Below are 15,160 nucleotides of genomic sequence, written 5' to 3' on the forward strand. Positions count from 1 at the left end.
ATTTTGAGTACGGAATTGTTAATCGATTCTGCTCAAAACGGAAGTCGAATTGCCCTCCTTCAAGACAAGAGTCTGGTTGAGTTGCATTCCGAAGGAATGGACAATCAGTTTAAAGTTGGGGATATTTATCTCGGTACGGTCCGCAAAATCGTCAATGGGCTCAATGCAGCTTTCATAGACGTAGGGTATGAGAAAGACGCCTTTCTTCATTACCAGGACCTCGGGGCAAATTTCAACAGCCTGACCAAGTTCACCAAAATGGTGCGCAACAACAACTACGGCAATTACAATTTGAAGGGTTTTGAAAACGAACCTGAAATCGACAAGATTGGAAAAATCTCCAATCCACTGTCGAAAAATCAACAGATTTTAGTTCAGGTCGTCAAAGAACCCATCTCTACGAAGGGGCCCCGACTATCCTGTGAGCTCTCTCTGCCAGGTCGCTACCTTGTACTGGTGCCTTTCTCGGATTCGGTAAACGTATCCAAGAAGATCAGAAGCAACGAGGAAAGAAGACGTCTCCTGAGACTCATCAATTCTATCAAGCCGGCCAATTTCGGAGTAATCATCCGTACTGTGGCAGAAGGTCAGTCCGTTAGTGACTTAGACAAAGACCTTCGCAATCTTCTCAATAACTGGGAAGAAGGCATGGCTAAATTGATGAAAGCCAAGAGTCGCGACAAAATTATCGGAGAGATGAGCATGGCTTCCTCACTTGTGAGAGACCTGCTCAACGAATCATTCGACGCAATCACCGTAGAAGAAGAATCTACTTACGATCAGATCAGATCCTACATCAGGAATATAGCTCCTGAAAAAGAAAAAATTGTCAAGCTTTACAACGGTAAAGCCAAACTATTTGAAAGTTTTGGAATAGAAAAGCAGATCAAAAGCCTGTTTGGACAGACGGTCAGCCTTCCGCAAGGAGGGTATGTGATCATCGAGCACACAGAGGCCCTGCACGTCATTGATGTGAACAGTGGCAATAAGTCCAACCAGGAAAGTGACCAGGAATCAACGGCATTGAAAACCAATCTGGTCGCCGCTAAAGAAATTGGCAGACAGCTCCGCCTCCGGGATATGGGAGGGATCATCGTGGTCGATTTTATCGACATGAAGAAGGCCGAGAATAAGAAGGCCATCTACGAAGCGATGAACAACGAGCTTAAGTTTGACAGGTCCAAGCATACTGTTTTACCGCTGAGCAAATTTGGGCTCATGCAGATCACCAGACAGCGGGTAAGGCCAGAGGTCAATATTGTGACCAAAGAAACCTGCCCTGCATGCAACGGAACCGGCAAAATCCAGGCTTCAATATTGATAGCCGATAAGCTGGAGAAAGACGTAGATCATATTGCTACTATCCAGAATGTGAGTAAAATACAAATCGGGTTGCATCCCTATCTGCACGCATACTTCACTACAGGCATAATCAGCCGAAGAGTAAAGTGGTTTTTCAAGTATAATAAGTGGATAAAACTGATCAAAGATTCTTCCCTACCCGTGACGGAATACAGATTCTTAGATGAATCTGGAGAGGAAATCGAACTACTAGTAAAAAGCGAGACTGAATAGTCTCGCTTTTTTTATGGGCTTAATGAAAGGTTTTAACCTCAGAGGTCACAAGGTTTTCGTAGAGGACGCAGCGAGGCTGGATTAGTCTTTAACCATATAACCACCGCAACTCGTCTAGTTTTATTTTTCCTGAAGGCCATTGATTTTTGAGAAATCTAACACTGCGAATCCTACTATATCATCGGTTGTTTGGGTATGGAGACTAAGGGTATAACCGGCCGGTGTATTAAATCCATACAAGCCAAATTCGTCTGTGCTAAAATCAAATTCAGCTTCTGACTGGAATTCCTTATCAAAAACCAAAAGACGATGCTTCTGCTGATCAGGATTATCTTGTGTTGGCCCTTTTATTCGTACCCATCTCAAGATTTTTTCAGTCTGGGTATCAAAATCAAGGCCGATGTACTTGCTACTTTCATGATTTGGTTGGAAGACGGTGTATTCTCCGCTTGGGACAGTAGTTCCCTTTTTAAAGTTAAGGGATTCTGATGAACCAGCCCATTTCCAGGTTTGCTCACCGTTTTTTACAACAGCAATTGAGTCAGAAATGGAAAAACCTATTAGGTGTTCTTGTGTATTTGAATTATATGCATGACTAAAGAGGCCTAATTGATCATCTTGAGTATAATCCAGTATATTTTCAGGATAGAGGAAGCGGTAATTCGAAAAACTATGTGATTCTGTATTGAAAATCATTCCCCATTTGTCATAATTCTCAAAACCTTCTTGGAAAACAAACGGGATATCTACAAAATATAGCTCACTTCCAGACTTATACAGGTTATTGTATAGATGGCTGGAGTAATTTGCGTACTTCCTCCCGCTATCTACTTCTGGCAAGTCCCATCTAGCGACCACTTTTCCATAATAGTCGCATTGGATTAATTCTTTCTGCTGTGATAGGAAATAGATGCTTTTATCATCTATAAAATTACCAGTGATAAATGATCCTATACCATTTGGCCCCTCTTTTTCATACCGCTGCTTTCTTAGGAGTGATCCATCGGGGTAACTATAAACTAGGAACTGATGGTTTATAAATGTAGCTAGTACTTCTCCAGAATCAGTTTCGTAATAGTAGAAATTGAATCCGAGATTTTTGGTAAGCGTGTCTTTTTCCAAAAACAAGGTATCCACAATTAAATCTTTCAAGTCGAAAATAGGTATTGACTTTTCTGACTTTGGGGTGCAAGAAATGCTTAAAATACTTACGGTTAAAAAAAGCAATAAAGTAAAATTTCGCATGACAGATGGATTCTTAAAGGTGTCTGGATTTTATTCCGATATAAGCATGTGATCTGAAGATTGGCATTCAGTCAAGTTAGTGATTATCATATACCGCATGAAAAAGGTGACAGATAAAGCTATTAAGTGTGCAAACGTTGTGTCAGGGTGACCCCAACTTTGTTCCTTAATATCTTCCAGTCATTACTCTTTTGTAACGCTTAAGTTTTTCTTACTCAGTCCGACAAACTTGGGCCTAGACAGAAAATTATTTCTAAACTGCGACCTCTGCGAAAACCTCAGTGTCCACTGTGGTTAAATTTCTCACCGGTCTAGCCAATTTTTGAAATCACCTACTTTTTCGCGGCTGATCAAAATATCCTGATCTGCGCATTTTTTTAAAGTCACTTTTAGCCGACTGTTTGAGTAGGAAAAAATTCCATCTATTGCCTCCATACTGCTGAGGTATTTTCTGTTGAGCCGAAAGAAAATCGCCGGATCTACCTGGGCTTCGGTTTGCTCCAAGGTACTTTCGAGCACATACTTTTTCCCTTCTTTGGTTTGCAGAAAAGTGACTCTTTCCTCACTGCTAAAAAAGGAGATTTCTACTGTAGGAATGCTCTGAATTTTGTCTCCATACTTCACCAAAAACCTTGATTTGAAGGTGGAGTTTGTAGGTGCTAACAGAGATTTCAGCACTGCTAAATCTATAGTAGATCGAATCTGATTAGTCTTATACTTATCCACAGCTCTTGCTAGATCTTCAGGATCAATAGGCTTCAAAAGATAGTCGATTGCATTTACTTTGAACGCTTTTATCGCATATTGGTCAAAAGCTGTGGTGAAGATAATCGGTGTGGATAAGTGTACTTTTTCAAAAATCTCAAAACTTATACCATCTGCCAATTGTATGTCACAAAATATCAAATCAGGCTGTGGATTTCGTTGAAACCAAGAAATAGAATTTGAGATACTATCCAAATTTCCGAATATTTCAGCATTCGGAAAATGTTTCTTTATTTGTGTTTTGAGCAAATTGGCTGCAAGATTTTCATCTTCTATAATTAGTATATTCATGTGTATAATTCTAAAATTGGCAGCTTGACCAAAAACTCTTTCTCAGTCTTTATTACTTCAATAGTTTGGCTGGAAATCAGTTGATATCTCATTTTAATATTGCTTAATCCTACACTGGTTGAAGGTTCGGTTTGACTTGATTTTGGCTGAAAAGTGTTGCTTATCCATAACATATTTTCTTTTCTGTAAATGTGGATAAATAGAGGCTTTTCTTCACTTACTATATTGTGTTTAATGGCATTTTCAAGGAGGAGTTGAAGGGAAAGCGGTGGAATGAACCCTTTTTTGTCATCGATTTCCATTAGAAATTTCAAACTGCCCTCGAATCTGATTTTTTGAAGTGCCAGAAAATTTACTGCGAAATCCGCCTCCTTTTCCACCTCAATTAATTCTTCTTTTTGGGCTTCTAAAACATAGCGGTATATGCGTGATAACTTCTGAATAAAGGCGGCGGATCGATCGGCGCTTTCATAGACTAATCCTGATAGTACATTTAAAGAGTTGAATAGGAAATGAGGGTTAAGCTGATCTTTTAAAGACTGATATTGACTTGCCAGTTTTTCGTTGCGAAGTATTTCCGCCTCCAAGGCTGACTTTCTCCATTCCAGCAACCAGGAGCGTGTGGTGAACAATGCCATAAAAATTAATGCAATACCCATCGGCATAAGTGAGTATTGAAACAATGAGCTATAAGGGATATCGGTCAAATCGATATTTCCTCTAGCCCACGAATAAAGGAAAACAAGGATATAAGATACAATAAAAGCATAACTCAAGTAGGTAATGCTAGTCAGTAAGAGACGTTTCACTGGATGATGAATCCACGAAATGCGTTTGTCGTAAAATGTTTCCACGGCATTTCCACCAAAGCTCATAGCTACGGTAATCGCAAAAGAAAAAATGAAATGTGGAATCATACTTTTAGCACCTTCCCAGCTTATGAAGCACGTGGGGCAGAAGTATAGCATAAGTACCATGACTATCCCAAAGTTGATAATCAGAAAACTTGGGAGTGTGTTCCAGATCCCTTTTTCTGTTTTACAAATGGCTGGATTTCTTTTTTCGGGCATAGCAGGAAATTAAGTAAAAAGGAACAATTCCTTTCTCCCCGATGGAAAGAAAGGAATTTCTATTGGGCGTTACATATCATTTACACTTCGAAGCGACCTGATCAGCTTGAGTCTTTCCCCAAGTTGGTAAAATATACTCATCGCTGATTTTTGCTTCTTCTTTTTTAAATAGTTCAAGGCTCATTCTTGCCATTCCACAGGCTTTTTCAGGTCCGGTACCGAAGAATTGGGACATTCCCAGCTCCATTTGAGACATCAGGGAAACTGCTCTTGGGTTTTCGCGATCGAGGTTGATTGCTTTTCCGAAAAGCTGCATTGCCTGTGGACTCATCGTCTGTCCTCGCCCCGCGGGATCAAGGCTGATTTTTCCCATCAGGATGTAGCCGTGCAGCGCGGTGATTTCAGAATTTCCGGGAGCCATTTTATCCGCCTTTTGCACTAGCTCAAGTGCTTCATCCAGACTTTTGTCCTTATCTATTTCGAAGCGAAAAGCCGCTTCGGTTTTCAGTAATGCGGCATAATAGTAGGGAAGCCATTCGGATTCCGTTGCATCTGCAATTCTCAAAAAGCCGTTTGTGATAGTTTGCGATTGCTCATAGGTTTCGATTGTATTTTTTGCAGCCAGTTGTTTTTGCATAGCAGCAATAAAGGTGGGGTCACTTGCTTGCGCAAATGCGATGATGATTAAAGTGAAAGCGAAGCTCAAGATTGACTTTTTCATAGTTTAGTCGATTATAGGTTGTTTAAATTATTTGCTGTTTTGTCTTTTGATAGCGTCAGGAAAATTCCCAAGAATAGAAATCTCGGTGCTGGTTGACCTATTGCGAGAGAGTCGAATACTCCCTGATCGTTTGGATTTTCAGTATAGGAGTAGCCAAACACATTTTCTCTACCGAGTACATTCTGGACTGCAGCATGAATGATGAGATTTGGTTTTGGCAGATAGCTCCATGAAAGGCTTAAGTTTTGGTAGCTTTTCGTTTTGGAATTCATTTCTGCAGGCTCATTCGGATTGGTATAAGTGTATCCATCGTTGATAGAGAAGGAGGTTCCGAGCTGGGAGTTCAGTGCTGCGATGAAGTGCTTCACGACCAGTGAGAAATTGTGCTTTGGGGCAAAATCTGGTTGAACTTTCGTCTCATACTGATTATAAGAGCGCTTACTGTCTACGAAACTGTAAGAAATCCAGTAATCCGTATTTTTGATGCTTTTGCGATCTCTCAGGAAGAAATCCATCCCTCGGGCATATCCTGCACCTGCGTTTCGAAGCTGACTGGGGTTATTGAAATTTCCTTCGAATCGGACTAAGTCATCATAAGTTTTATAAAAAGTCTCTGCCCTAAACATAACCCCTTCTTTTTGATACTGATAGTTTAGGATCAGATGCTTTGACACGGCGTTTTTTATAGAAGGGTCTACTACCCGGAGATTTTCGATGGGCAATTGATGAAACCTGCCAGAGGCAATAGAGACTTGGCCATGTTCTGAAACTTGATAGGCCAATGAAAATCTTGGATCCAGCCAAGTCTGGCTAGTCAGCCGGCTATTTCCTGCGCGAATACCTCCTCTTAGCACCAGTTTTTTGCTTAGGTACCAGTCCCACTCGGTGAAAAGATAACTTTCTCTTTCTGCAAAATTTCGTTTCCGGTTTTCAATCCGTAGTTTCTCTGAGTAATTATGTATAAAATATTCTATCCCTGTTTTCATGGAAATGCGATCTGAGAAATCTTTGATTGCTGTGAATTTTGCATGTGAAAGCAGGTTTTTTCTTTCAATTGGACTGGAATCAATGAGCAGGTCATCTTTATTGGAAGAAACTGAAACTCCCCCTACTAGGGACCAACCATTTTCGTAGGAATTCCTCCAGTTGCTCTGTGCATAAGAGTACTTGTTGTTTAAGTTGACGAAGATTCCTCTACCGTCCAGTCCAGGCTGTGCTTGCCAAAGCTCCATTCCGCCTTCCTCTGTTCTTGCGAGTACTTTCACTAAGCCTCCATTTTTTAGTTTTTGCTGTGCAGACAATTCTATATCCCAGCCGTAAGGAGCTCTTTCCCAGTCAAAATCCTGTTTGATGAGTTTCTGATAGGGCTTGAGGTCAAAATAGTTGGTTGTAAGAGAAATGCTTTGGGTTTCATTTGCAAGTGTTTGTGCATATCCTCCCCCCACAGACATAATGGAGAGATCACCTTGAGTCCTCATAGAGAGGTCTTTGGTATTCAGTGACAATGCCGAAGAAAGTGCCTGCCCATATTCCGCTGAATATCCTCCTGTGCTGAAAAAAGTCCCTTTGAAAATATTCGGATTAAAGCGGGTTCGGGTAGGTACATTTGATGTGGAGCTACCATAAGCATTTCCTACACGAAGTCCATCGATGTAGATTCCCACCTCACTTGCGTCACCGCCGCGAACAAATAGGCGTCCGTCATTTCCTACCGTGCCGGTTCCGGGCAAAGTTTGTAAAGCTCCGACTATATCACCCATTGCTCCGGATGTGGTGACAATATCCAATGGCCGTAGCACTACAGCTTTCTTCTCATCAGAGGCCTCCATGGCTCCTGCGGAAATCGTCACAGCATTCATTTCGGTGATTGCTTCGATCATTTTGACCGGTTGGATTTCGTAAGCTCCTGAGGTAGGGTTTATATTAAGTTCCTGGCTTTTGAACCCCAGAAACTTGAAAACCAATACTTGAGCACCGGTTGCTGAGGTTTCGAACCGGTAATTCCCGTCTTTATCGCTTGTAGCCCCATCGTAACTTCCTTTGATCTGTATGTTTGCTCCGGGTAGAGGTAAGCCTTTTTCGTCCACCACTTTTCCGTGGACGATTGCTTGTGCAAAAGCGTGTGTTTGCACTAGTATACAAGTGAAAAAAAGAAGAAGTCTTGGATTCATTTCGATTCAGATTTGAATCAAAAGTGTCAGTCATATCCACCTCAAAAAATTAAAACTGACTGAAGTGTAGTATTCAGTCACTGAAGTGTAAAAAACAGCCCTCAGATGTATTGGGTGGCATATTAATTTTTCGATTTAAATGCACTTAAGATACGAACCAATGAGTGGGTAAACGATGATTTAAATCATCTTCTTTTAGCTTTTTTCTCACTGTCTCCATCTACTGTACTACCTACTTTTGCACCAGTGATAACAGACCAACTAAATACTCCGAAATGAAAAGGCGTCTTATTACCCCGACTATAATCCTGGCCATGATGTTGCTGCCGTGGTTTCCGGGCTTTGCGCAGCAATCCTACAAGATGTCCGATGATCAGCGGTTCACTGTAGCCGGAACTTCTACCATACATGACTGGGAGATGATGGCCAAGGAGGGGAGCACGGGATCCTCCGAGCTTAGTTTAGAAAACGGTAAACTTTCTAAAGTATCCTCTCTTACAATAGAAATGCCTGTGAAAAGTCTAAAAAGCGGGAAAGGGTCTATGGATAAAAATGCTTATGAAGCACTTAATGCCGCAAAATACCCTTTTATCAAATTTGAAATGACTGAATTCTTGGGTATTACCGGAACTAAGATCAAGGCCAAAGGCAAATTGACAATTGCAGGAAAGTCACAAATTATTCCGCTTGAGGTGACGTATTCTCTCTCGGGAAATGCTGTCAAATTCAAGGGAACTTATACTATTTCATTTAGTGATTTTGAGGTAGATGCCCCTACGGCAGTACTCGGGACAATTAAGACAGGGAATGAACTGGTGCTGGCATTTGAAGCCGGATTTTCACCAAAAAATTAATTTAAAATTAAGCCAACAGGAAATCGAGCCTGCCGCAGGCAGGGATTCCATAGCCTGACGGTAGTGAGGTCTAACCTTTGAACTGCAAACTATAAGAAGATGAAACTATCTACATTAACCTTGGGAACCTGTGCGATGCTGCTATCGGGTGTCTCCCTTGCTCAAGAAAAAACGGAACTTCAGTATTTTCGCCAAAACAGTAAGGAGGGATTGAATGTTTTTGAAAGTCCTAAAGAAAAGGGGGGCGATTTTGATAAAGTCCGTGTGTTTGTGGGAGGGGATTTTGCTTTGCAATTTCAAGCTATCGATCATTCCAATTCGCTGAATAATCTAGTGCAACTCGGATCAAACTTCAACTTGCCTACCGCCAATCTAAACATCAATACGCAACTCGCGGACGGGCTGAGATTACACTTAAGAACTTACCTGTCATCCAAGCATCATAATGAATCGTGGGTGAAAGGCGGTTATGTTCAAATTGACCGATTGGGATTTATAAAAGAGGGTTTCCTGGACGGGATCATGGATTATACCACGGTCACCTTTGGTTTGGATGAGTTCAATTATGGTGATGCGCATTTCAGGAGATCCGACAATGCCCGGGTAATCTTTAATCCGTTTATAGGAAACTATATCATGGATTCATTTTCAACTGAAGCTTTTGGTGAAGTGACTGTGCAAAAAGATGGGCTGATCGCTGTGCTTGGTCTCAGTAATGGCAAGCTCAACCAAAATGTAATTGTGAATGACAATACGGATAACAAGGTGTCATTTTATGGGAAACTTGGTGTGGATAAGCAACTTAATGATGATTTCAGATTCAGACTTACCGGTTCATGGTATATGAATAACGGCACTACCACCGGATCTTGGCTATATGGCGGTGACAGAGCAGGGGGGAGATATTATGGCATTTTACAACCTTTAGAAGGAGCGGCAAATGATTTTGAAGGAAGGTTTAATCCTCGCTTCAGACAAATGACCGCATTCCAACTAAACCCATTTATAAAGTATAAAGGATTAGAGTTTTTCGGGATCGTGGAGTCTGTAGGTAATTCTGAGGAGCAAGGGAACGGTAATTTTACCCAGCTGTCAGGCGAGCTTCTATACCGTTTTGGAGGTACGGAGCAATTTTATCTTGGCGGTAGATACAATACCGTGAAGGGTAAAAACAATGATTCAGATCCCTCTGAAATTGAAATTAGCCGGTTGAATGTAGGTGGAGGATGGTTTATGACAAAAAATGTGATTGTCAAATTGGAGTATATGAACCAAGAATATAAAAACGGATTTGGAGCAACCTCCATCTATAATGATGCAAAATTCAATGGGGTTAATCTAGAAGCAGCTATCAGCTTTTAAACACTGTCATTGCCCAGTTGGATTCTTTTTATAATCTGACTGGGCTTTTCCATTTAAAATCATGCAGATTTTACTTCTACTTATTATTACCTACTGGTCTTCACCGAGCACTACATCTGAAGCCTTCGAGGTAAAGACCTGGAAAATAGATTCCGGTAGTGTCATAGAAATCTCGGGGAGTACTAACATCTCGAGTTTTCGATGTGAATCAAAGGAGTATCAAGGAGGGGATATTCTTACGGAAACTTATTTTCCTTCTCGTGATATGTCTGAATGGAGTGGTGAGATCACCCTGAAAACTGTCAATTTTGATTGCTTCAATGCATTGATGACCATAGATTTTAGAGAGACACTTCAGATGGAGAAACATCCCACTATTGGAGTACGCTTTCTGAAGATGACCAAAGAATCAGAAAACATAAATCAAGAAAATCTGAGGGGAGAAGTAGAAATCACCCTGGCCGGAGTCTCTAAAATCTATCCGATTTCTTGCGTTTTCCTAGCTAAAAATGGGGAAAAAGCATTACTGACAGGAGAACGAAAGTTGGCGTTTACAGATTTTGAAATAGATCCTCCCGTAAAGCTATTGGGAACGATTAAAGTGAGGGATTCGATAGAAGTTAGTTTTGGATTGGTACTGGAAAAGCTGATGTGAGGAATTGTCGTTTTTTACACTGGATCCACCTTGTATGCCTCAGTTCGATTTATGCAATTCAATCGAAAGTGGTTATAACGTCATCGGTAGCCCTTTAGAGGGAGATTGTGTGTTGGAAAGGGCGCGGCAATCTTGCTATACGAAGACTGCCGCGGCTTCCTCCCCACAAATCCCCGGCTAAGCCTCGCAGTGACGGTTTTAAATCGAACTCAGGTTGTAAGTATTAAATCCCTTTGATTAGTTGCTAAATCGTGATTTCTATCCAATTGCCCTCCGGATCTTCAATCACACTTTCGAAATATCCATCTCCGGTAGTCCGTGGTTCACCGATGATTTTAGACCCCTGTTTACGAAATTCCTCCGTCTTCAATAGGACTTTCTCTTTTGATCCTACAGAAATTGCAAAATGAGCCAACCCCGAAACCATCCCGCGGGGTTGTGGAGAGTCTTGTACATCACTTCTTCTCATGAGTTCGATCCTACTGCCTGAATCAAAACTTAAAAAGTACGAACTGAATCCCTTTGCAGGATTTTCATATTTTTCGCCTGATGTCATAGCGAAGGATTGGCAATACCAGTCCTTCATTTTGTCTAGGTCATCAACCCAAATGGCAAGATGTTCTATTTTCATGTGTTTATTTTTACCACTCCCTACCAATAGGAATTACTTTCCAATTTTGGTCAAAATAAGGTGTTTGCTCATAAAACCAGCGGTAGATTTCGCGGGGAGATTTGGCAAAATCAGGGTTGATAGTTTTTTCTTCTTCAAACCTCTTTTTCAAATCTGCATCTTCAGATAGCATGTTGGAGATCAAAGGCTCCATGATATACGTTTCCATGTATTCTGTTTGAGAAAGAATGGAGTGGAAGTATCCCCATTGGAAAAAACTATCCACCGATTCCGGCTCCATCAAAATAACCAATAATTCCCCTAAAGGCTGATCCGTTTTCACACGTACAGATCCGGGATTAAGCATTACTGTACTATTTTCTTTTTCCAATTCAAAAGACTGAAACCGGAACCTGCCTTCCAGTGGTTGATTGCTGAGTTTGTATTCCGATAGTGTTGATAGCTCCATATTCACCGCCTTCGCATCTTCCAAAGTTTCCATTTCAAAACCATGGACCGTCAGTTTATCGATGATCTCAGACCATTCTGCAGGAATCCAATAAGCCTTAGGTACCGGAACAGAAGCCGCGGGCTTATCCATCAGGATATTTGGTATACGCTGTGTGATAGCCTTTCCTTCCCAAACTACATATTCCTTCCCGGTGATTTCAGAGGTGATTTTTTTGGAGGCAATACCTAAGAATTCCACAGAATCTGCAGGTGTATCATGGAACTGATATTTCACGATCACGGATTCTTTCTTCTGATTCTTGTCTGATTCCACCGCAGCTTGAAGCTCGGAATAGTGTGCTCCCATAGTTTTGATTACTTGCTCTAGAAATACATATGTCCCAAGCACCCGTTGTTCAAATGGTTTTAAAGAATGGTTTTCCACCAAAATTGAAGGTAAGTGGCGAATATCTCCATAAGTATGGGAAAAACGCGGGCTGAATGAAAAAGCAATATTTCCTTCAGTAAAGTCTTCGTTGTTCGCCGCAAAAAGCAAAGGACCGGGAATATGGCCTTGATCTTTCAAAGCCTGATCTACTTCCGGTTGGAAATAGCCGGATAGCCACTTAGATATTTCCGGAGAATACCCTCCCGTCGCTACGAATCCATACGTGATGTCGTATTGATAATCTGCCCCGTCTGTCACGTGAATGTCTATGTACAGATCAGGATCGTAACTGTTGATAACTTTGGCAATGGCATTGATGCCGGCAGTCTCCAATTTGGTGTAATCGCGATTCAGATTCAGGTTTAATGCATTCGTTCTCCAGCCCATTTCCTTTGGTCCCCGCTGGTTTACCCTGGCGTATTCGCTTCTTCTTTCATGACCATCTACATTGAGGATTGGGATAAAGAGTAGATTGGCATTATCTAAAAGGGCTAATTTGCTTCCTTGGCTTATATCTCTGAGCAGCATCATTCCCGCATCCTTCCCATCGATTTCCCCTGCATGAATTCCCGCTTGGAATAGGATTAAGGGTTTTTCGGATGTGGATAACTCATCCGCGGTAAAGTCTTGATCTTTCGAAGCTATGACCATATTTATCTGCCTACCTTGCTCACTGCGTCCAATTGAAACAAGCCGAAGGTAGCTGGAATTTTCTGCCAATTTCTCCATCCAAGCCATCGTTTCTGCATAGGTTGGGGATTCCAGTCCGTCAGAAAGTTCGAATGAGGTAACCCACTTATCGGAATTATCCACAAGTAATTCTTTGCTTTGCCCATTCCAAGGAAGTAGAGGAGGCATTATGTCCTGAGCGATTGCCATAGAGGACAAGCTCATGAAAAACATAGCAAGGTAGAGTGAAAGGATTGATTTCATTAGTAAGGATTGTTTACTTAAATATCGGAAGTACTTTGATAGCAGTGTGCAATTTTGGGTTAAACTGCTGAAACATCATTTGAATGCAAAAAAGCCCAGTTTGATGGCAAATCTGGGCTTTGGATAAACTTTAATATGATTATCCGCTTTCTACCAGTAATGGAAGAAAGGAGTCTTAATATCCGGCAAACACTAGCGGAGCGGCCACTTCGGTCACCTGTCTTCCGTCCAGGAAAACAAGGGAAATATGGCTACTGGCATCATTGCGGATAATCACAAACTTTAAAATGTGATTTTAAGCCTTATACATGATTTCATAATATTCTGTGGCCATACGATTACTTTCAAATCCGGCTAATACATCTTTCATTCCTTGTTGCACAATGGTGTTCCAGGCAATTTTATCACTATAGTAAGCGGGTATAATTTCCTTTTCCAGGACATTATAAATGTTTTGAAGATCAAAATTATCCTGATCTGGAATGCTCAAATTTTGGTAATCAGCTGTAGGCACTATAAAACTGTTTTTGCCATGCTCTGCAAATTCACATATCCAACCGTCAAAAGTGCTGAAATTCACTGCTCCGTTCATCGCAGCAGTCATACCTGAAGTTCCGCTGGCTTCACGGGGAACTCGGGGGTTGTTTAGCCAGATGTCAGCCGCTTGCTTTAGTTGCATACTCAATGTCAGTTCATAACCCACGCACATTGCTATATTCGAATGTTTTTTGCTTAGATGTACCAGCTGGTTGAAAATAGAAATTGACCCATAATCGGATGGATAAGGTTTTCCTGCCCAGATTATCTGGATCGGATGTTCAGAGTTAGTGATGAGTTCTTCAAATCGCTGAAGATCCCTAGTGATTAAATCCGCTCTTTTGTAGCCGGCAAAGCGTCTAGCCCATACAATCGTCAATACATTTGGATCAAGCAATTGCCCCGTCTGATCAGCAACGATCTCAAACGCCTGCTTTTTTAGAAAATATTTTCGCTCATCAAACTTCTTCGAATCACTTTCATCCATGTAGTTGTAAAGCTGCTTATCTGCCCAGTAGCTATAGTTTTGGGAATTTGTGATAGATGTAATTTCAGGAATATCCGGATACTTGCTCCACATTTCCCTACTCACTTCTCCGTGAAGTTTACTGACACCGTTGGCTTTTCTGGCAAATCGAAATGCCGCTAAACTGTGATTAAACAGATCACCCTCCATACCGGTTAATTCTCTGACTTTATCCAGGGAATATCCGTTGAAGTAGCCCATTTGCTCGCATAGGTAGATGTCATGTTTTTCGTTTCCGGCTTCTTCGGGAGTGTGGGTGGTGAAAACCAAGCGTTTTTTCACTTCTTCTTTGGAGCCGAATTTCCGCATCAGATGAAAAACTGAGCTTACACCATGGGCTTCATTGAGGTGATATACTTCCGGATTGAAATTCAGTTCGTCCAGTAACCTCGCCCCACCTATTCCCAACATAATAAATTGGGCAATTTTTGCCGCAGTATCAGAATCATATAATCGGTGAGTGATTGTCTGACTTAGGTAATCGTTCTCAGGCAAATCCGTACTCAACAAAAATAAAGGTGCGCTTTCGAATGTTTCAGGTGCTAAATAGTAGGCCTTAACCCAGACCGGATTTCCGTGTATTGAGATTTGATATTTGATTCCGGTGTCTTCGAGAAAACTATAAGTTTTCTCATACCACTCCGCTTTCATGGTCTGATCCTGATTCCTGCCCTGATCGTAATATCCGTATTTCCAGAGAATGCCTATTCCGATCAGGTTTTGTTTGAGTTCGTAGGCACTGCGCAGATGCGAACCGGACAAAAAGCCCAGCCCGCCACTATAGATTTTGAGTGGCTGGTGTACAGCAAATTCCATGGAAAAATAGGCCGTCTTTTTGGAGAACTCAGGGGAGAGCTCATAAGGGATACTGTAATTTCTGAAATCAGTCATTGCGTGTGGTTAATTTTTTCAATTTAGTTGAAATCAAAAGACTGGCCACAAAATTA

General features: G+C 41.4%; 12 protein-coding genes. 4 read left to right on the forward strand and 8 right to left on the reverse strand.

The window, feature by feature from the left end:
- Positions 1 to 3: 3 nt before the first annotated feature.
- Positions 4 to 1,575 carry an Rne/Rng family ribonuclease gene (locus J2X69_RS04230; RefSeq protein ID WP_310098929.1) on the forward strand — a complete coding sequence of 524 codons (1,572 nt, stop codon included), beginning with the start codon at positions 4 to 6 and terminating at the stop codon, positions 1,573 to 1,575.
- A 120-nt stretch (positions 1,576 to 1,695) separates the two neighbouring features.
- On the opposite strand, the gene J2X69_RS04235 is transcribed toward J2X69_RS04230, so the two are convergent.
- The 5 genes from J2X69_RS04235 to J2X69_RS04255 form a co-directional block, all read right to left on the reverse strand.
- Positions 1,696 to 2,727: a DUF4221 family protein gene (locus J2X69_RS04235; RefSeq protein ID WP_310098932.1), complete on the reverse strand. Its 1,032-nt coding sequence runs from the start codon at positions 2,725 to 2,727 to the stop codon at positions 1,696 to 1,698.
- A 396-nt stretch (positions 2,728 to 3,123) separates the two neighbouring features.
- Positions 3,124 to 3,876 (reverse strand): LytTR family DNA-binding domain-containing protein, encoded by a 753-nt coding sequence (locus J2X69_RS04240; protein ID WP_310098935.1) that lies wholly within the window; start codon positions 3,874 to 3,876, stop codon positions 3,124 to 3,126.
- The gene (locus J2X69_RS04245) at positions 3,873 to 4,946 is read right to left on the reverse strand and encodes a histidine kinase (RefSeq protein ID WP_310098938.1); all 1,074 of its coding nucleotides are present in this window, start codon (positions 4,944 to 4,946) and stop codon (positions 3,873 to 3,875) included. The genes J2X69_RS04240 and J2X69_RS04245 overlap by 4 nt, the downstream gene beginning before the upstream one ends.
- A gap of 76 nt (positions 4,947 to 5,022) precedes the next feature.
- Entirely contained in the window at positions 5,023 to 5,667 is a 645-nt protein-coding gene (locus tag J2X69_RS04250) for a hypothetical protein (RefSeq protein WP_310098940.1), read from the reverse strand.
- A gap of 11 nt (positions 5,668 to 5,678) precedes the next feature.
- Positions 5,679 to 7,838: a TonB-dependent receptor gene (locus J2X69_RS04255; RefSeq protein WP_310098942.1), complete on the reverse strand. Its 2,160-nt coding sequence runs from the start codon at positions 7,836 to 7,838 to the stop codon at positions 5,679 to 5,681.
- A 275-nt stretch (positions 7,839 to 8,113) separates the two neighbouring features.
- Between J2X69_RS04255 and J2X69_RS04260 the strand changes: the two genes are divergently transcribed.
- The 3 genes from J2X69_RS04260 (at position 8,114) to J2X69_RS04270 (ending at position 10,709) form a co-directional block, all read left to right on the forward strand.
- Positions 8,114 to 8,692, forward strand: a complete 579-nt coding sequence (locus J2X69_RS04260) for a YceI family protein (protein WP_310098945.1) — start codon at positions 8,114 to 8,116, stop codon at positions 8,690 to 8,692.
- 99 nt (positions 8,693 to 8,791) lie between these two features.
- Positions 8,792 to 10,054, forward strand: a complete 1,263-nt coding sequence (locus tag J2X69_RS04265; RefSeq protein WP_310098949.1) for a hypothetical protein — start codon at positions 8,792 to 8,794, stop codon at positions 10,052 to 10,054.
- Positions 10,055 to 10,115: 61 nt separating this feature from the next.
- The gene (locus tag J2X69_RS04270; RefSeq protein ID WP_310098952.1) at positions 10,116 to 10,709 is read left to right on the forward strand and encodes a hypothetical protein; all 594 of its coding nucleotides are present in this window, start codon (positions 10,116 to 10,118) and stop codon (positions 10,707 to 10,709) included.
- Positions 10,710 to 10,953: 244 nt separating this feature from the next.
- On the opposite strand, the gene J2X69_RS04275 is transcribed toward J2X69_RS04270, so the two are convergent.
- The 3 genes from J2X69_RS04275 to glgP form a co-directional block, all read right to left on the reverse strand.
- A complete protein-coding gene (locus tag J2X69_RS04275; protein ID WP_310098955.1) occupies positions 10,954 to 11,340 on the reverse strand; it encodes a VOC family protein in 387 nt (128 codons plus the stop codon).
- A gap of 10 nt (positions 11,341 to 11,350) precedes the next feature.
- Entirely contained in the window at positions 11,351 to 13,150 is a 1,800-nt protein-coding gene (locus J2X69_RS04280; RefSeq protein WP_310098958.1) for a M14 family metallopeptidase, read from the reverse strand.
- A 295-nt stretch (positions 13,151 to 13,445) separates the two neighbouring features.
- A complete protein-coding gene (glgP, locus tag J2X69_RS04285; protein WP_310098961.1) occupies positions 13,446 to 15,104 on the reverse strand; it encodes an alpha-glucan family phosphorylase in 1,659 nt (552 codons plus the stop codon).
- Between the last annotated feature and the right edge of the window lie 56 nt (positions 15,105 to 15,160).

Source organism: Algoriphagus sp. 4150 (genome assembly GCF_031457395.1).
Taxonomy (GTDB): Bacteria; Bacteroidota; Bacteroidia; order Cytophagales; family Cyclobacteriaceae; genus Algoriphagus.